Origin of the sequence: Gordonia terrae, from assembly GCF_001698225.1 — a bacterium.
GTDB lineage: Bacteria > Actinomycetota > Actinomycetes > Mycobacteriales > Mycobacteriaceae > Gordonia > Gordonia terrae.
Genome location: NZ_CP016594.1, coordinates 5240210 through 5257978, shown reverse-complemented (window position 1 = coordinate 5257978; position 17769 = coordinate 5240210). Strand labels below are relative to the sequence as shown.

At 69.5% G+C, this 17769-nt stretch carries 21 protein-coding genes; 6 read left to right on the top strand and 15 right to left on the bottom strand.

The annotated features are described in order from the left end of the window. The 14 genes from BCM27_RS23280 to BCM27_RS23215 form a co-directional block, all read right to left on the bottom strand. Positions 1–234 carry a recombinase-like helix-turn-helix domain-containing protein gene (locus BCM27_RS23280; protein ID WP_004018951.1) on the bottom strand — a complete coding sequence of 78 codons (234 nt, stop codon included), beginning with the start codon at positions 232–234 and terminating at the stop codon, positions 1–3. Beyond that, the gene (locus tag BCM27_RS23275; RefSeq protein WP_004018950.1) at positions 231–689 is read right to left on the bottom strand and encodes a hypothetical protein; all 459 of its coding nucleotides are present in this window, start codon (positions 687–689) and stop codon (positions 231–233) included. Before BCM27_RS23275 ends, BCM27_RS23280 begins: the two co-directional genes overlap by 4 nt. Continuing rightward, on the bottom strand, positions 689–2413 hold the full coding sequence (locus tag BCM27_RS23270; protein ID WP_004018948.1) for a thiamine pyrophosphate-binding protein: 1725 nt from the start codon (positions 2411–2413) through the stop codon (positions 689–691). The genes BCM27_RS23275 and BCM27_RS23270 overlap by 1 nt, the downstream gene beginning before the upstream one ends. A 48-nt stretch (positions 2414–2461) precedes the next feature. Then, the gene (locus tag BCM27_RS23265; RefSeq protein ID WP_004018947.1) at positions 2462–3241 is read right to left on the bottom strand and encodes an SDR family oxidoreductase; all 780 of its coding nucleotides are present in this window, start codon (positions 3239–3241) and stop codon (positions 2462–2464) included. A 76-nt stretch (positions 3242–3317) separates the two neighbouring features. Then, entirely contained in the window at positions 3318–4061 is a 744-nt protein-coding gene (locus BCM27_RS23260) for an SDR family oxidoreductase (protein ID WP_004018946.1), read from the bottom strand. Beyond that, complete coding sequence (locus BCM27_RS23255) at positions 4058–4858, bottom strand: alpha/beta fold hydrolase (protein WP_004018945.1); 801 nt, start codon at positions 4856–4858, stop codon at positions 4058–4060. The genes BCM27_RS23260 and BCM27_RS23255 overlap by 4 nt, the downstream gene beginning before the upstream one ends. Then, positions 4855–5853 carry a VOC family protein gene (locus BCM27_RS23250; protein WP_004018944.1) on the bottom strand — a complete coding sequence of 333 codons (999 nt, stop codon included), beginning with the start codon at positions 5851–5853 and terminating at the stop codon, positions 4855–4857. The genes BCM27_RS23255 and BCM27_RS23250 overlap by 4 nt, the downstream gene beginning before the upstream one ends. Positions 5854–5862: 9 nt before the next feature. Further along, on the bottom strand, positions 5863–6813 hold the full coding sequence (locus tag BCM27_RS23245; protein ID WP_172622073.1) for a PDR/VanB family oxidoreductase: 951 nt from the start codon (positions 6811–6813) through the stop codon (positions 5863–5865). 39 nt (positions 6814–6852) lie between these two features. Further along, a complete protein-coding gene (locus BCM27_RS23240) occupies positions 6853–7371 on the bottom strand; it encodes a cupin domain-containing protein (protein ID WP_004018942.1) in 519 nt (172 codons plus the stop codon). A 53-nt stretch (positions 7372–7424) separates the two neighbouring features. Continuing rightward, positions 7425–7808, bottom strand: coding sequence for a RidA family protein (locus tag BCM27_RS23235; RefSeq protein ID WP_004018941.1), 384 nt, complete (start codon positions 7806–7808; stop codon positions 7425–7427). A gap of 47 nt (positions 7809–7855) precedes the next feature. Continuing rightward, a complete protein-coding gene (locus BCM27_RS23230) occupies positions 7856–9376 on the bottom strand; it encodes an aldehyde dehydrogenase (RefSeq protein WP_033206226.1) in 1521 nt (506 codons plus the stop codon). A gap of 210 nt (positions 9377–9586) precedes the next feature. Then, on the bottom strand, positions 9587–10126 hold the full coding sequence (locus tag BCM27_RS23225; RefSeq protein WP_004018939.1) for a MarR family winged helix-turn-helix transcriptional regulator: 540 nt from the start codon (positions 10124–10126) through the stop codon (positions 9587–9589). 18 nt (positions 10127–10144) lie between these two features. Beyond that, positions 10145–11002 (bottom strand): alpha/beta fold hydrolase, encoded by an 858-nt coding sequence (locus BCM27_RS23220; protein ID WP_004018938.1) that lies wholly within the window; start codon positions 11000–11002, stop codon positions 10145–10147. 22 nt (positions 11003–11024) lie between these two features. Continuing rightward, positions 11025–11318, bottom strand: a complete 294-nt coding sequence (locus tag BCM27_RS23215) for a helix-turn-helix domain-containing protein (protein ID WP_051987019.1) — start codon at positions 11316–11318, stop codon at positions 11025–11027. A 156-nt stretch (positions 11319–11474) separates the two neighbouring features. Here BCM27_RS23215 and BCM27_RS23210 point away from each other — a divergent pair, with 156 nt between their 5' ends. Genes BCM27_RS23210 through BCM27_RS23190 form a run of 5 tightly spaced genes read left to right on the top strand, consistent with a single transcriptional unit; the run spans position 11475 to position 16423 of the window. Further along, a complete protein-coding gene (locus BCM27_RS23210; RefSeq protein WP_052369255.1) occupies positions 11475–13103 on the top strand; it encodes an ABC transporter substrate-binding protein in 1629 nt (542 codons plus the stop codon). After that, entirely contained in the window at positions 13085–14185 is a 1101-nt protein-coding gene (locus BCM27_RS23205; RefSeq protein ID WP_033206240.1) for an ABC transporter permease, read from the top strand. Before BCM27_RS23210 ends, BCM27_RS23205 begins: the two co-directional genes overlap by 19 nt. Further along, the gene (locus BCM27_RS23200; protein WP_004018930.1) at positions 14182–15051 is read left to right on the top strand and encodes an ABC transporter permease; all 870 of its coding nucleotides are present in this window, start codon (positions 14182–14184) and stop codon (positions 15049–15051) included. Before BCM27_RS23205 ends, BCM27_RS23200 begins: the two co-directional genes overlap by 4 nt. Beyond that, positions 15048–15812 (top strand): ATP-binding cassette domain-containing protein, encoded by a 765-nt coding sequence (locus BCM27_RS23195; RefSeq protein ID WP_004018928.1) that lies wholly within the window; start codon positions 15048–15050, stop codon positions 15810–15812. Before BCM27_RS23200 ends, BCM27_RS23195 begins: the two co-directional genes overlap by 4 nt. Further along, a complete protein-coding gene (locus BCM27_RS23190; RefSeq protein ID WP_004018927.1) occupies positions 15809–16423 on the top strand; it encodes an ABC transporter ATP-binding protein in 615 nt (204 codons plus the stop codon). The genes BCM27_RS23195 and BCM27_RS23190 overlap by 4 nt, the downstream gene beginning before the upstream one ends. 7 nt (positions 16424–16430) lie before the next feature. Here BCM27_RS23190 and BCM27_RS23185 read toward each other — a convergent pair whose 3' ends face one another. Further along, positions 16431–17387, bottom strand: a complete 957-nt coding sequence (locus BCM27_RS23185) for a R2-like ligand-binding oxidase (RefSeq protein WP_004018925.1) — start codon at positions 17385–17387, stop codon at positions 16431–16433. Positions 17388–17496: 109 nt separating this feature from the next. Between BCM27_RS23185 and BCM27_RS23180 the strand changes: the two genes are divergently transcribed. Beyond that, on the top strand, positions 17497–17685 hold the full coding sequence (locus tag BCM27_RS23180) for a hypothetical protein (RefSeq protein ID WP_004018924.1): 189 nt from the start codon (positions 17497–17499) through the stop codon (positions 17683–17685). The last annotated feature ends 84 nt before the right edge of the window (positions 17686–17769 follow it).

Sequence of the window (17769 nt, the reverse complement as noted above, 5' to 3'; positions counted from 1 at the left end):
TCATTTCCCCAATCTGCGCATCTCGGCGCGGAAGGTCTCGGCGGTCCACGGACCACCGTCGGGTCCGTGGAGGCCGAGGGCGTTCAGGCCGTCGGTGACCTCATCGAGAGTCGTTGCCCCGGCGGTGAAGATCTCGGTGACGGACCCGGCGAGCTTGAGCTCATACGGTGTCAGCGGCTCCGGATGGGTCTGGTGTGTCTCGAGGTAGGGCTCGCGGGCTGGGCGAGTCATCATCGGAGTACTCCTTCGTCGATGAGTGGTGTGGGCTGGGCGAGGAGGCGGCCGTCACGGGCGGCGAGGCCCTCGGCGATCGCGACGAACGAGACGGTCCACTCCTCGAAGGACTCCCGGCATTCGGTGTGCGCGGGGACGGGCGCGCCGTCGAGGACGACGAAGACGCCGTTGTCGATGTCGCCGGCGAGCGTCTGCGCCGCATCGAGATCGGTGTCGGCGTCCGGCGCCGACGCGAGAACCAGGGTCGGAACCCGAACGGACGGGAGCAGATTCGTTGTCTCTGCGGTGAGCGGCGCGGGCTCGGCCAGGATCAGGCTCAGCACGAGGACGGGGTTCTCGACGGCCAGGGCGATCGCGTCGGCGACGTCGGTGCCGGAGGCGAAGACGTGGGCCTGGTCACCCGAGCGCACTCGCGTCGCGATGTCGTCGTCCCACCAGAGGGCCGGGGCGGTCATCAGTGGGCCCCAGAGAAATCGAGCCCAGAGGAATTGAGCCCAGAGGAATCGAGTTCAGACGGGACGTGCACCGGCGGGACGAACGGCCCGGGGGCGGGGTCGACCGCCTCGACATCCACCTCGATGAACGACGGGCCGCCGCGGTTGACCGCGGCCTCGAGGGCGTCGGCGATGACGCCCGGGCCGCGCACGAGCCGGTAGGGGATGTCCATCGCTGCCGCGAGCAGGTCGAAGCGCGGCGTGTGCAGGTCGACGCTGGAGCGTCGGAAACCGTTCTTCTGCTGCATGTTCCGCAGTACCCCGTACCCGCCGTCGTTGAACACCAGCACGATGACGTGCGCACCTGACCCGGCCAGGGAGGCGAGCTCGCCGAGGTGGACGGCGAGTCCGCCGTCGCCGGCGACGACGAGGGTCGGGGCGTCGGGCCGGGCGTGCGCCGCACCGATCCCCATCGCGAGTCCCTGCCCGATCCCGCCGCCGAGGGGGAAGACGTTGGTGCCGCGCTCGTAGATCGGCAGCAGGCGGTTGCCCCACTGGCTCGACGGGATCGTCACGTCGCGGGCGATCACCGATCGACGCGGTAGCGCATCGCGGATCGCCGTGCAAATCTCGGCGTAGCCACCGATGTAGGTCGTGAGATCGGCGCGGACCTCCTCGCGCACGGCGGACACGCGGCGCGGCCACTCGTCGGCGGTCGCGACCGCGTCCAGCTCGGCCAGCAGAGCAGTGATCGTCGGTGCGGCGTCTCCGACGAGCCCGACCGTGGCCGGGTAGACGCGGCCGATCGTCGTGGGTTCGACGTCGATCTGGATGATGTTCTCCGGCAGTGAGAGCGAGTAGGACGCGGTCTCGTTCGATCGGAAATGGGTACCGACGGCGAGGAGCACGTCGGCGTCGTCGAGCAGTGCCCGCACCGCGGGGGTGGTCGCGAAGTTGCCGATGACGAGGGGGACGTCCTCGGCGACGATTCCGCGCCCGGAGTTGCTGGTGACGATGCCCGCGCCGAGGAATCGAGCGAACTCGGCGATCTGCTCACCGGCGCCGGCCGCACCGCCGCCCAGCCACAGCAGGGGCCGCTCGGCGGTGCGGAGCAGATCGGCGGCGCGGGCGACGGACTCCGCGTCGGCGACGGGCGTCGTCACCGTGACCGACGGCGCCGGTCGCTGGGCGTCCGGGGAGGCGAGATACTGGAGGTCCGTGGGCCATTCGACGCTGGCCGGTCCCGTGGGTGCGGCGAGGACATGCGCGATCGCGGACTCGAGTTCGGCCTCGACGTCCTTGGCCTCGGTGATGGTCGTGGAGTACGCCGAGATCGCGTCGAGCATCTGCGGCTGACCCGGGAACTCATGGATGACACCGCGACTCGCGGCCGGACGCCCGGGGGCGAGGAACTCGCTCTCGATCTGGCCGGTGATGTGCAGGACGCGACTGCCCGCGGTCAGGGCCTCCACCATCGAACCGGCAGCGTTACCTGCTCCGGTACCGGTACTGGTCAGCGCAACGCCGAGACCGCCGGACGCGCGGGCGAATCCGTCGGCGGCGTTGACCGCGGCCGCCTCGTGCCGCATCTCGACGAAGTCGAGTTCGCGGTCGACGGCTTCGACAAGCGGGAGGTTGTGGATGCTGATGACCCCGAAGACGGTGGTGACGCCGTGCCGGCGGAGCACATCGACGAGGACGTCACCGCCGGTCGGTCGGCGGCGGCTTCCGGTGTGTTCGGTCATCGGCTGGTTCTCCTGTTGCTGGGCTGGGTTGGTCGGGCTCTGCCGGGGTCAGACATAGCGGTGCACCCCGCCGCCGACCTCGAGCGTGGCGCCGGTCGTGTAGCTGTTCCGCGGCGAGAGCAGGGTGGTGATGGGAAATGCGAGTTCGTCGGCGGAACCGAAGCGGCCCAGTGCGATTCCCCGGTCGTCGGCGATCTCGGCACTCCAGGCCGCGAAGTCGTCGGCGCCGCTCTCGACGAACCGGCGCTGCCACTGTCCGGTGTCGATGAGGCCGAGCAGCACCGAGTTGACCCGTGTCCCGTCGGTCGCGAGCTCCTCGGCGAGCGAGCTCGACAGGTTCAGCAGGCCCGCCCGGGCCGCCGACGTGACGGCCAGGCGGGTTTCGGGTTGCCGGGACAGGATGGCGTTGACGATCACCACGGCACCGCGGTCCGACGCCGCGAGCGCGGCGCGGGTGGCGCGTATGACGTGCAGCGCACCGAAGATCTTCAGGTCGAACTCGTCGCGGATCTCCTCGTCGGTGGTCTCGTCGAGGGTGCGCATGAGCGACCGCCCCGCGTTGCAGACCACGCCGTCGAGACCACCGAGCCGGTCGACGGCGGTGGCGACGAAGGCATCGACGGACGCGCGGCTGGTGACATCGCATGACGCGGTGACCACGTCGGTGATCGCGGCGAGATCGGCTGTCGCGGAACGAAGACGGTCCTCGTCACGGGCACAGAGCGCCAGGCGGGCGCCTTCCTCGGCGAGCAACCGGGCGGTGGCGAGGCCGATCCCGGAGCTCGCGCCGGTGATCAACACTCGGCGACCGGCGAGCTGCAGGTCCATGGGTACTCCTCGGGGCTGGTGTTCGGTGGGGCTGGGGGTTGGGGGCTGGGGGCTGGAGTCGAAGTGGATGCGTCGCTCAGCGGAAGATGAATCCGCCGTCGACGACGATGGTCTGACCGGTGACGAAGGCGGCGTCCTCGGACAGTAGGAAGCGGACCACTCCGGCGACGTCCTGCGGGGTCTGTTCGCGGTCGAGTGCACGCCCTGCGGCGTAGGTGCGGTACCGGTCTTCGGGAACGCCTTCGGTGGCCTCGACCCGGATCAGGCCCGGCGCAACGGCATTCACGCGAACTCCGTGCGGCCCGGCATCGCGGGCCATCGAGCGCGTCATCCCGATGACCGCCGCCTTGGACGACACGTAGTGCACGAGTCGCGGCGACCCGTACATCGCGACATCGGAGGCGATGTTGACCACGGCGCCCCGCGAGCGGGACAGCAACGGCCACAGGTACTTCGTGACCGACCAGGTGCCGCGGACGTTGACGTCGGTCAGCCGCCCGAACTCGTCGTCGGCGAGCTCGAAGAACGTCGCGCCGCCCACGCCGTCGGCGATCGCCGCGTTGTTGACGAGGCCGATCACGTGATCGCCGTCAGCGTCGAGACGGTCGGCGAGTGCGCGGACGGCGTCGACGTCGGCGATGTCGGTGACGATCGCGCGGGCGTCGTGACCGGCGTCGCGCAATGCGGCCTCGGCCGCGAACGCGGTCTCCGGATCCCGTTCGGCGATCGCCAGTCGGTGCCCGTCGGCGCCGAGACGTTCGGCGATGGCACGACCGAGTCCGCGGCCGCCGCCGGTCACCACCATCGTCCCGGCGCTCATGACAGCATCCCGACGAAGTCCAGGACGTGGCCGGCGACGACGTCGGGTTGTTCCTGGATCGCGGCGTGGCCGGCATCGGGGACGATCCGCAGCTGCGCGCCGGGGATCTGGTCGGCGAGGAGTCGTGATTCGTCGACGCCGGTGATGGTGTCGCGCTCACCGACGAGAACGAGGGCCGGGCGGGCGAGTCGGGCGAGGTCGGGTCCGAGATCGGTCGTGGCCATATACCGGGCTGCGGCGGCGAAGCCGGGCTCGCGGACCTCCGCCATGGTGGCGCGGACCTCGGCGGTGACCGCCGGGTCGCAGTCGGGTGCCGTGAGCGCGTCGGCGCGGTCGGCAGCGACTGCGGCGGCACCCCGGTCGACGAGGTCGGGGATGCGGGCGAGCATGCCCGCGGCCCGCTCGGCGGTGACCCCGGAACCGCGGGTGCTGTCGGCGATGACGAGCGCGGCGACGAGATCGGGCCGGTGCAGCGCCAGATCCATGGCGATCACACCGCCCCAGGACGTGCCGAGGAGTACGACCGGCTCGCCCGGAACGAGCGCTTCGATCAGTTCGGCCATCTCCTCGACGGGGCCGATGCCCGGCCGGGGATCGGCCGAGCGCCCGTAACCGGGGGCGTCGGGGCACCAGCAGTCGAGACCGGCGGCGGCCAGCCGTGCGGCCAGTGGGCTACACGACGTGGCGCCGCCGCCGATCCCGTGGAGCAGCACCACGCTGTGCCGGCTCCGGATCTCGCGGCTCGACGGGTGCGCGACGACGTGCACGCGGTCGAGCACGGTGACGGTGGTGGTCATGCCACGCCCACCGTCTGGGGCAGATGGATGAAGTAGTCCGGGTCGCTCGGGGTCACCAGGGAGCTCGCGCCGTGGTCGGGGATGCCGGCCATGGCCGAGCGGACGGTGGTCGTCGGCGGGCCCGCGGTACCCCACTGATCGGACAGTTCGGGTGTGCGGCGCCAGGTCCGGCACAGCCAGGCGTCTTCGTCGATCTGGGCGACCTCGGAGGTGTACTCGCAGACCAGACCCGCCGGATCGGTGAAGTACGAGAAGGTGTTGTCGCCGGGACCGTGGCGGCCCGGTCCCCACTGCGGGCTGATCCCGTGGGAGCGCAGGTTGCCGATGCCGCGCATGAAGTGGTCGATGGAGGTCATCTCGTAGGCGACGTGGTTCAGGGCCGGCCAGGGCGCCTGATTCAGCGCGATGACGTGATGTTCGGAGTTGCAGCGCAGGAACGACATCTGGCGCTCGGACCAGTCCGACACCCGCATCCCGAGGACCTGGGTGTAGAACGCCGTGATCCGCTCGATGTCGGTGGTGTTCAGGACGACGTGCGCGATCTTGCGCGGGATGGCACGACGCCCCGCGGGCTCCTGCGACGACACCGCGTGCACGTCCGCCGACAATTCGACGGTGCGCCCCTCCGGGTCGACGAGGGCCAGGCCGTATCCGCCCCCGGCGTCGTCGAGCGGTCCGGGTTCACGGAGCAGCGGCACGCCGATCCGCTCGAGTGCGCGGGCGGCATCGTCGACCTCCCGCGGCGTCCCCAGTGCGAAGCTGAAGCCACCCAGGGCATTCGCGTCACCGGGGCGGAGATCGAGGACATGGTGTTCGGTGCCGGTGGCGCGCAGCCAGAACCGGTCACCGTCCTCCTCGACGGTGGTCAGACCCCACACCTCGTGATAGAAGTCCCGGGAGGCCAGGGGATCGGGCACGCTCAGGGTGACCGAGCGCAGGCTGCGCAGACGGCACACCGGTTGCTCGGTGAGGACGGGAAGCTGGGAGTAGAGCACGGGATTCCCCTAGAGGTCGAGTACGAGTTCGGCTGAGCGGCAACGCGAGACGCAGGGAAGCATCGTCTGACCGCTCGCATGTTCGGTGTCGGTGAGCACGAAGTCGCGGTGGTCGAGATCGCCCTTGACGACCCCGATCTCGCAGGTGCCGCAGATGCCCTCCGTGCAGGAGCTGGGCACGTCGACGCCGGCGTCGGCCAGGGCGTCGAGCACGGACTTCTCGGCCGGTACCGCGATCCGCTGTCCGGTGCGGTCGAGAACGACGTCGAACGCGGTGTCCCCGCCGGGGTCCACCTCCACGACGGGTGCGGCGAAACGTTCGCTGCGCAGCGAGATCTCCGGCGGGATGATGCCGGCAACGGCGTCGAGGAGGGCGGCCGGGCCGCAGCAGTACGCCACCGACCCGGATGGCGCTCCCGCGAACAGCGCAGGCAGATCGGGCAACCCGCCTCGCTCGTCGTCGGCGTGGATGACGGACGTCGAGTGCGCGGACACCTCGTCGACGAAGGCCATCGACCGTCGGGACCGGCCCGCGTAGAGCATCTGCCACGATCGGCCCTCGGACTCCAGCCGGCGCATCATCGCGACGATGGGGGTGATACCGACGCCGCCGGCGATGAGGATGTGGTGCGCGGCGTCGGGGTCGATCGAGAAGGCATTGCGCGGGCCGTCGACCTCGATCTCGGCGCCGATGGACAGCCGATCGTGCACGTAGCTGCTACCGCCGCGTGACTTCTCGGCCCGGAGGACGGCCACGGTCCATCGTGACGTGTCCTCCGGCGCCGAGCACAGCGAGTACTCCCGAACGAGTCCGTCCGGCAGACGAAGCGCGACATGCGATCCCGGTTCCCAGCGCGGGAGTTCGGCGCCGGACGGATCCACGAGGGTGATGCTCGTGACGCCGTCGGCCTCCCAGGTCTTCTGGTGCACGCGAAGGACTCTCGTCGTGTCTGCGGACATGGTGGACACCTCTCGGGTTCGGTTCGGGTGGAGCGAGGTTCAGCGGGTGACGCCGAACATCTCCGAGCTCGGCGGATAGGTGGGCAGCTGCGGCTTCTCGGCGCCGATGATCACGCAGAACAGCGCGTCGGTGTCGCCGACGTTGGCGAGGCTGCGGGGGACGCCTGCGGGCACGCGGATCAGGTCGCGGTAGCCGAGGCGACGAACGGCCTTCTTGGTGCCGTCCTCCACGTCGTGGACGGCGACCTCGAGCTCGCCCTCGAGGACGAAGAACACCTCTTCGACGTCGTGGTGGGTGTGCTCGGGACCGACGGCACCGGCGGGCAGGCGCATGTTGGAGAACGTGAAGTGATCCGACGGAAGAGTCCGGCTGTCGTTCTCGTGGTTGCCGGTGGCGCCCGAGCCGATGTAGCGGATCTGGGCACGCTTGAAGCGGTCGCCGCCGGCGGCGGCCTGGAAACCCAGTGTGTCCCAGTCCTCGTGCCGGGTCTCGCGGCTGGCGATGCAGGAGTCGATCTGCTGCTCGAGATCGGCAATGGTCTTCTCTGGTGCGGTCATGATGGTTGGTCCTCTCGGTGTTCTGGTGGATTCGGTCGGTGCCGGACGCTCGGTCAGGACGTGTGGGCGATGGCTTCGATCTCGACGGTCGCGCCGTAGGGCAGCGCGGCGACCTCGACGAACGACCGGGCCGGGCGAGGCGTGGCGAAGACGCTCTCGTAGTGCCGGTTCGCGGCATCGCGCAGCGAGACGTCGGTGACGAAGTAGGTGGTCTTGACGACATCGGCGAGGGTCATGTCGATCGTGGCCAGGCGCTCGCCGAGCCGGGCCATCGCCGCGTCGAGGGCGGCGTCGACACCCGGTACGGCAACCCCGTTCTCATCCACCGACAGTGCGCCGGAGACGAAGCCGAAACCGGCGACGGCGAATGCGGGACTGTACGGGTGCGCGGTGTTCTGGTCTTCTGCGGCGAAGTCGGTTGCGGCAGTTGTGGTCATGGATGTGGTTCCTTTCGTCGAAGTGGGCGCGTGCACGGTCCGGCCGGTCACGGCTGGCGACCCCACGCGATCGGCTCGTCGCTGCGGTCGAGGTAGATGCTCTTCTGGTCGGAGTACTGGCGGATCGCCTCACGGCCCTTCTCGGTGCCCAGTCCGCTGTCGCGGAGTCCGGTGAACGGGGTCGAGATGGAGAACTGCTTGTAGGTGTTGACCCAGACGGTTCCGGCGTCCACGGCGTCACCGATCCGCAGCGCACGCCGGTAGTCCTCGGTCCACACGCCGCAGGCCAGGCCGTAGACGGTGTCGTTGGCCTGCGCGATGACGTCGGCCTCGTCGTCGAACGGGATGACCACCGCGACCGGCCCGAAGATCTCCTCCTGGCTGATCCGGTCGGTGTTGGCGACGCCGGTCAGTACGGTCGGCGGGTAGTACCAGCCGTCGGCCAACGCACCGTCGACGGGAACCGCGCCACCGCAACGCACTCGGGCACCGTCGGCCACCGCTCGGGCTACCGTGTCGGCCACCGAGTCGCGGTGCGCGGCCGAGATCATCGGGGCGACGTCGGTGTCCGGATTGGTACCGGGACCCATCCGCAACCGGCCGGCGCGTCCCACCAGATCGTCCGTGAAAGCATCGAACACGCTGCGCTGCACGAACACTCGTGAACCGGCGATGCAGCTCTGGCCGCTGGAGGAGAAGATCCCGTACAGCACGCCCTGTACGGCGCGTTCGAGGTCGGCGTCGGCGAAGACGATGGTCGGTGACTTGCCGCCCAGCTCCAGGGTGATCGGCATGAGCTTGTCGGCGGCGATCCGGCCGAGGTGACGCCCGGTGCTCGTCCCGCCGGTGAAGGTCACCTTCGCGACGTCGGGGTGGCGGACCAGGGCCTCGCCGACGGTCCGTCCCGGGCCCGGGAGGACGGACAGGACACCGCGGGGCAGGCCGGCCTCTTCGCAGATGCGGGCCAGGAGCAAGGTCACCCAGGGCGCCCACACCGGCGGCTTGCTGACCACCGCGTTGCCCGCGGCCAGCGCGGGGGCCAACTTCTGCGCGTCGGAGGCGATCGGCGAGTTCCACGGGGTGATGGCACCGACGACACCCATCGGGCGGTGCGTGGACATCGTGAGCCACGGGCCGCGCGGGGTCGTGAGCGTGCCGTCGGAGGTCTCCGCCGCAGCCGCCATGTACCGGAAGGTGTTCGCCGCACTCGCCGCCAAAGCCGATGTCTCGCCGAGGGTCTTGCCGGTGTCGAGGGTCTGCAGCCGCGCGATGCGATCTCGCGCAGCGTCGATACCGTCGCCGATCCGGTGCAGGACTGCCGCGCGCTCGTGGGGAAGCGCACTCGCCCAGCCGCTCTCGTGGGCGGCGCGGAGCCCGGTGCGGACCGCGGTGTCGACGTCGGCGGGAGTGGCCCCGTGCAGGGTCGCGAAGACCTGACCCGTCGCCGGGTTCACGGACTCGATCAGGTTTCCGGCGCCGACCTCCCAGTGCCCGCCGACGTAGATGCGGTCGTCGAGATCGCGGGCGTCGATCCCGGGATGGGTGGAGGTGCTCGTCACGAGGGTCATGTGAATCCGTTCGGAGGTGATGGCCGAGGGCGAACCAAATATCTTTGCGCTAAGACAGTTGTAAAGCCTTAGCGCTAAGAGGTCAACCGCGAAGAACCCCACTACAGGACCTCGTTACGTGGGATTTACGCGTCCGAAATGGAAGAGATGCAGGTCACACACGGTGTGTCGGCCATCACCGACGCCGCGGAAAAAGTTTCGATCGCAGCGTCAGACCGCGGCGATGGGGTCCGCTTCGCCGGGATCGAGGCCATCGCCGAGAACCGCGAAACGAGCGGAGTGCTCGAGCGCGCCCAGGAGCCGGGCGAGGTCGGCTGCCTCGTCCTCGGAGAGTTCGGCGAGCATCACGCGGAGCTTCGCGAAGTGCTCGTCGGCGATGCGGTCGACGAGTGCGGCGCCCTCGGGGGTCAGCTCGACGTAGACCACTCGTGCGTCGGCCCGATCTCGGGTGCGCGTGACGAATCCGGCGTCCTCGAGGCGTCTGACGCGCAGGGACAGACCGCCGGTGGTGACAAGTGTCTGCTCGGCGAGTTCGCCTGCCGTCAGGCGATGGTCGGGGACGGCTCGGCGCAGACACGCGAGGACGTCGAAGCCGGAGTCGGTGATGTTGTGCTCGTCGAAGGTCGAGGCGATACGCGCCTTGTAGACGAGGAAGCTGCGGTGGAGCCGGCCGAACACCTTGAGCGCCGAGACGTCGAGCTCGGGCCGGGCGACGGCCCAGTGGGACACGATGACGTCGACACCATCCATGGTGGCGAGGTTAGTGGATCATCGCGCGAGGAAGGCCCCCACCGTCGCCTCGAAGGCGGCTTTGGCCTCGATCATCACCCAGTGCCCGCACTTCGGGAAGATGTGCAGCTCCGCGTCGGGGATGAGGCGCATCGGGACCATCGCCATGTCGGGTGGGCTGACTCGATCGTCGCGGCCCCAGGTCAGCAGCGTCGGGCAGGCGACCTTGTGCATCGACGCCCAGTACGGCGGGTTGTCCGACGCGGCCATGAATTGCTGCTGCATCTCGAAAGCCGCTGAGCTGTACATCATCTGCGCCGTCTTCTGCGCGTCTGGGTTGATGGCGGCCTGCCACCGTTCCTCGATGAGTTCCTCGGTCACCAACGAGCGGTCGAAGACCATCGACGTGAGCCAGCGGACCAGCTTGTCCTTGTCCGGGGCGTCGGTGAACTCCTGGAGGAGGCGCAGGCCCTCACTGGGGCTGGGGCTGAACACATTCGGGCCGACACCGCCGATGGTGACTAGCTTCTCGACGCGCTCGGGCTTCTTGATCGCCAGGTTGACGCCGACGACCCCACCCATCGAGTTGCCGATCATCGCGGCCTTGTCGATGCCGAGTGCATCCATGAACCGGAGAACCGAGCCGCCGGCCGTGAGAACCGGGTGGCCCTCGACGGCGTCGCTCACCCCGAAGCCAGGGAACTCGATGACGAAGCAGTGGTGTGTCTGCGCGAAGCGCCCGAGGTTCCCGCGGTAGTTGCGCCAGCCGGTCACGCCGGGCCCGGATCCGTGCAAGAGGATCAGCGGCGGTGCGTCGGCGTCGCCGGCCTCGTGATAGCGCAGTGTGCCCTGATCGGTCGTCAGTTCCCGTTTGGTCGCATCGAAGGTGACATCCACGTCGACCAGACTAGAACGTGTTCTAATCCGTTGTCACCGGGTGGGCGTGATCCGACCGATCTGCGGAGGTGAGGTGCCCGACCCCGATGATGTCGTGCAGGATGCGATGCACTATCGCGTCGCCGACGACCTCGTAGTGGACCATCCGGCCGACCTTCTCCGAACGGACCCACCCCTGGTCGCGCAGCTTGCGGATCGACTGGGAGGCGGCGTTCTCGGTGATGCCGATACGGGTGGCCAGTTCGGCGACCGTGGAACCCGGCCGCGCGTGCATCTCCGCGACGAGTCGGAGGCGGTTGGGGTCGCTCAGGAGCATGAAACGTGCGGCCCAGGAGTCCGCGTCGAACGAGTCCGCGTGAAATGAGTGTGGGTCGAAGTCGGTCACCGGCCCCTCCTCGTCACTTCGTCGATGGACACCAGCTGATCGTTCCTCACGGCCCCGGTGGCGGCAAATGTGTGTCTGAGAGAACATATGTCTGTGCACACACGTGTTGAGGGATCGTCGGCTGTTCGCGGAGTCGCCACGGTCGGAGCCGCCGTTCTTCTCGCGATGGTCGCCCTCGCGGGTTGCTCGGTGTCGGATCAGGCAACGGCGACCGACCAGATCGTCCTCGGCGAGGGACAGGACCTCGGTGACTTCAACCCGATGCTCGGTTATGCACAGCTCGGCGTCTCGCCCATCTACGACGGCCTCCTCATCCCGGCCGCCGACGGCGACGACCGCGTTCCGGACCTCGTCCCGGCGCTCGCTGCGTCCCGCCCCGAGCGTGTTGCGCCGCGGACGTGGCGGGTTCCGCTCAAGAGTGGCGTCACGTTCTCCGACGGCACCGCCTTCGACGCCGCCGACGTCGTCGCGACCTACCGGGCCGTCGTCGATCCACGGGTTGCGTCGCAGATCTCGACCGACTTCGCGCCGATCGTCTCGGTCGAGGCCGACGGGCCCGGGGCGGTGACCGTTCGGATGAACACCGATGCGGACCCGTCGCCGTACCTGCTCGTGGGTGTCGTGCCCGCCGAGCGGGTGGAGGATGCGCCGGCGGCGGAGTGGTCCCTGAACACCGAGCCCGTGGGCACCGGGGCCTACCGGCTCGATTCGCTCGAGCCGGACCAGGCCGTTCTCGTTGCGCGCGAGAACTATTGGGGAAATCAGCCGGCGGTACAACGCATCGTCTACACCCACGTTCCCGACGACAACACCCGCGCGCAACGGATCGCGGCCGGTGAGATCGACGGTGCGAACCTGCCACCGAGGCTCGCCGAGAGCCTGGACGGGCGTGACGGCATCGACGTGGTGTCGGTGAAATCCGCTGACTGGCGCGGCATCTCACTGCCGAGCACGAACCCGTTCACCGCCGATCCGGCCGCTCGCCTCGCGATGAACCTCGGCGTCGACCGGCAGGCCGTCGTCGACGACGTGCTGACCGGCGACGGTGAACCCGCCAGCACGCCGATCGCCTCGGTATACGGGGCTGACGTCTACGACGAGCAGGCGCAGTTCGGCTTCGACGCCGATCGTGCACGGGCGACACTCGACGCCGCCGGATGGCGGACGGCTGCCGACGGTATCCGGGCCCGCGGGGCCGACCGGGCGTCGTTCGCCCTCCTCTACAACGCCGAGGACACTCTTCGCCGTGATCTGGCGGTGGCGTTCGCCGCGTCGATGAAACGGATCGGTGTCGAGGTCCTCACCCGCGGCACCAGCTGGGACGAGATCGATTCCGAATTGACCTCGGCAGCGGTGCTTCTGGGTGGCGGCGCGACGCCGTACAGCATCGACTCGCAGGTGTACGACACCCTGCACACGCGCGTCGCGAACTCGTCGCCGTACTCCAACCCGGGCGATCTCACCGCCCCCGGGCTCGACGCCCTTCTCGACGAGGCACGTGCGAGCGCGCCCGGGCCGGCGAATGACCAGCGGTATCAGCGCATCCAGCAGATCTACGCGGCTGCGCCGTCGTACGTCTTCCTGGCGTTCCTGCACCACACCTACGCCTCTCGGGGCGAGGGTTGGCGGCACGACGACCCGATCCTCGAACCGCATTCGCACGGCGTCACCTGGGGCCCGTGGTGGAACGTGCCGTCGTGGCAACCGATCTCATGACCTCCCTCGCCTCGTCGGTGCGGTCGATCCGGCCGGCCGGCACCGACGCCGACGATCGGACCGACAGGCGGCAACCGCGGCGCCGGCGCACGAGGCGGCCGGACCCGCGCACTCGGCGAGCCGGACGACTCCTGCTCCGGCGCGTCCTCCTGATGATTCCGACGACGATCCTGGTGTCGCTCGGGATCTTCGCCGTCGCCGCCGCGTCGCCGTTCGACCCGCTCACCGCTCATCTCGGCGACAATTACCAGTCGGCCACCCCCGCCCAGCGGGCGGCGACCGCGGCCGCCTATGACGTGGACCAGTACTGGCTGAGCGCCTGGTGGAACTGGTGGGGTGCGCTGCTCCACGGTGATCTGGGTTGGTCCTCGACCCAGGGCCGCGCGGTCGACGAAGTGATCTCGCAACGACTTCCGTTCACCCTCGGCATGTCGACGGCTGCATTGATCTCCGCTGCGTTGCTCGCCGTCGTCGGAGGGGCCGTCATCGGTATGCGGCGGGGCAGGCTGGTCGACCGGGCGTGTACGGCGTTGGCGGCCATGCTGGCCGCGACCCCGCCCTTCGTGGTGTCACTGGTGCTGGTCAGCATCTTCGCGGTGACGCTGGGGTGGTTTCCGACCTCCGGTGCTCGACGCCCCGGCGACGACTACTCCCTCGACGGTCTGCTCACCCACGCCGTGTTGCCGTACCTGGCCCTGACCGTGTCGATGGTCCCGTGGTTGCTGCTGACCATGCGCGCGGCCGTCGTCGACGCAACCGCCTCCGATGCGGTCCGGGCCGCCCGGGCCCGCGGTGTCGACGGGTGGGCGCTCCTGCGCGGGCACGTGGTGCCGGTGTCGGTACTGCCCACCCTCGCGCTCCTCGGCACCCGCCTGCCCGAGATCATCGCCGGCGCCGCCATCGTCGAGACCGTCTTCGGCTGGCCCGGCCTCGCCGCGGCGCTCGTGGATTCGGCCGTGGCACTGGATTTCTCGTTGCTGGCCGCGCTCGCGGTCGGATCGGCCGTCCTCGTGCTGCTCGGGTCGGCCCTGTCCGATGCGGCGGCCGTGTGGATCGATCCGCGGATCGGACTGACCGCATGACGACCATCGGTGACACGACGGGCGTCGGGGTCGTGAGCCGTCGGGCCGCGATCGGTCACCGCGCCGCCCTCGTCACACCGTGGGTCGTGCTGACGGTCATGGTCGTCATGGCGGTCGGGTGGCCCGTTCTCGCAGGCGAACAGACCGCCGACTTCGCGCGTTCACTGCTGCCTCCGGGTTCCGGGGCGGCACTCGGGACCGACCACTCGGGGTACGACCTCGGTGTCAGAACTGCTGCCGGACTGCGGATCTCGCTGCTCATCGCCGCGGCGTGCGCGGTCCTGGCGACGGCCCTCGGCGTCCTCGTCGGAATCGGTGCGGTGACGATGGGCGGGTGGTTCGACGCGGTGGTGATGCGCGTCGTCGACGGGGTCAACGCCTTGCCGCACCTCGTCGTCGGAGTGGTCATCGCCGCGATGTGGCGCGGTGAGCCGGTCGCGATCATCGCGTCGATCGCGCTGACCCACTGGCCGTCCGTCGCGCGGGTGGTGCGCGCCGAACTGCTCGAGGCGACGTCGTCGGGGTGGGTCGAATCCGCCCGCTTGGCCGGTGCGTCCCGCACCTTCGTCGCCGTCCGTCATCTGCTGCCCGCGGTGAGCGGGCAGGTGCTGGTGGCGATGACCGTGTTGCTGCCGCACGCGGTCTGGCACGAGACGACGCTGTCGTTCCTGGGTGTCGGGCTCTCCCCGGATGCCGCGAGTCTCGGCACGCTGCTCGGGCAGGCGCGCGGTGACATCCTCACCGGCGCGTGGTGGACGCTGGTCGTGCCCGGCGTCGCCCTGATGGTCACCGCGCTCGCATGTGCGGCCGCGGCGTCGTCGCTGCGTCGTGCCACGACGCCGCCCGCCGGCGAGGTGTGGCGGTGAGCGCCGGACTCGACGGGGTGACGGTGGAGATCGTGGCCCGGAATCGGTGGAACCGGGCAGCAGTCCGAGTGCTCGACGACGTGACGCTGCCCTTGCCGGCCGGGTCGATGACCGCACTGGTGGGTGAGTCCGGCTGCGGCAAGTCGATGGTCGCGTCGGTCCTGTCCGGTCTGCTCCCGCCGGGGTCCGTGCCGACGGGTCGACTGCGGATCGGCGGCGAGGTGTTCACCGATCGTGAACTCGCCGGCGCGGACCGCCGGTGGCGAGGACTTCGCGGGCGCCGCATCGGCTCCATTCCCCAGTCGGCGTCGACCTCGTTCACGCCTGTGCGCAGTGTCGGCGCGCAGCTGGACGAGGTGATCGGCATTCTCGACGGGTCCCGGGATGCCGTCGAGCTGTGCCGACGCGTGCACCTCGACCCCGCCGCACTCCGGTTGTATCCGCACGAGCTGTCCGGCGGGATGGCGCAGCGCGCCGCGATCGCCGCAGCCCTGGCCGGTGATCCGGACACGATCGTCGCCGACGAGCCGACCTCGGCGCTCGACGCCGAACTCGCAGCCGACATCTGGGAGCTCCTCGCCGAAGCCGCGAGTGCCGGCGCGGCGGTGCTCGTGATCACCCACGACGTCGAGACGATGCGGCGCGGGTGCGATTCGGTGGCGGTCATGCGCGCGGGACGGATCGTCGATCATCGTCGGCTCGATGAGATCGTTGCCTCCGACGACGCCTATGTCGCCGGGTTCTTCGAAAGAGTGCCGTGACCGTCGGTGACCTGCTCGTCGGTACGGGGTTGAGCGCTCACTTCGGCGATACGGTCGTGTTCGAGGGCCTCGACGTCGGTGTCGGCGCCGGAACGGTCACCGGAGTGGTCGGGCGGTCGGGGAGCGGCAAGACGACGCTGCTGCGCGTCCTCGCGGGGTTCGCCGCGCCGGCTGCCGGAAGAGTCGCGTGGCCGGGCGGGCGTCGCCCCGGCGACATCGCCCTCCTCGCCCAGCATCCGCGCCTCGTCACCAACCCGCGATGGACGTTGCGCCGGATCGTTGCCGAACCCGCGGCGATCGCGAGACGCGACTGTGACGTCGAACGTGCCGCGACCCGCGTCGGGCTCGACCCGGCGCTGCTCGACCGCTACCCGTCACAGGTGAGCGACGGTCAACTCCAGCGAGCGTGTCTCGGCAGGCTCGTGGTGCAACAGCCGCGGGTCGTGCTGTGCGACGAACCGACCGCGATGCTGGACCCGGTCGCCGCGCGCGCCGTGGCCTCGCTGCTCGACGACCTCGTCGCCGACGGCGCAGGACTGCTCCTGGTGAGCCACGACCGGCGGCTAGTGGGTTCGCGCAGCCGGGACGTCATCGACCTCGACCAGCGGTGAGGGACCGTCACCTCTGCAGGCGGACGGCATCGTCCTCGCCGAACTCGTCTTCGAGCACCTCGGGGGAGTAGTCGAGGTCGATCTCGGCGACCGGACGTCCCCGGGCGGACTCGATCGCCGAGAGCCGGCGCTGGGCGCGGTCGGCGGCGTAGGCCAGGAACTCGTCGTTGTCGAGCCCGAAGGGCTGGACCTCGAACTGCTGGTTGACCCACTCGATCATGCCGAGTGCGAGTGGCAGCAGTTCGTTCATGCGTTCGCCGACGGCATCCCACAGTGTGTCGTCGGCCGCGACGTGCCGCCGACAAGTGAACGTTCCCCACGCCATGTGCCGGCGCTCGTCGTCGCCGATGAACCGGATGAGCTTCTGCATCCCGGGGAAGATCCCGTACCTCGTGCACACCTTCTGCCAGGCGTGGTAGCCGGTGAGCGCCAGGCTGCCCTCGATCACGTGGTTGTAGGTGACGCTGGCGCGGATCTGGTTCCGCGGCGAGGGGTCGTGGTCGAGGACGCGCAGCGACGCCGGCAACTCCTCGTAGAACAACTGGTGATAGTAGGGATTCGCACTGACGAAGCCCTGGAGGTCGCCGGTGAGGCCGACGGCGTCCATCCATCGCCGGAACACCTGGGTGTGTTTGGCCTCCTCGAAGCAGAACTGCGACAGATACATCTCGTCGCCGAAGCGGCCCTCGGTCGCCATCGCCTTCATGAACGGCTGGATGTCCTGGGTCACCGCTTCCTCGCCCGCGATGAACTGACTCACCAGGTAGGTGGCGCTCCGGCGCTGCTCGTCGGTGAGCTCGACCCAGTCCTGTGCGTCCTGGGAGAAGTCGATGGCTGCCGGGTCCCAGAACCGGGCGTTGCCTTTCACGAAGAGCCGCAACGGAAACGAGTCCCAGTTGAGACCGCCCTGCCGCAACGAGGAGAAGTCCTGCCGGCCCTCCGCCTTGTGTTCGATGAGAGTCATGAGATCACCAGCCAGACACTTCGGAATCGGAATACTCCGACGCTAACCCCTTCCTCGATCCGGAGACGCGAAATCGGTCAACTCTGCTGCCCCGGAAGGGTTTTCCGGTGTGAGCGGGTCGACCGTCCGTGCCGCCGCCGTCGAACCCGGCGTCGTCGACTGTGCGGGTCAGATCGTCGACCGTGCGGCTTTCGTCGTCGACTGGGCAGCCGTACCCGAGGTCGCCGGTGACGTCTGTCGCCCCGCCGGATCGGGAGGCTGGAACGTCACCCCCAATCCTGTGCCATGGATCGAGTGAAACGCCTGCGAGAGTGTCGGCAGTGGACCACCATGTGATCTACGTCGCATAAGCAGGCGGCGATATCTGACGCCCCGAGTCGGG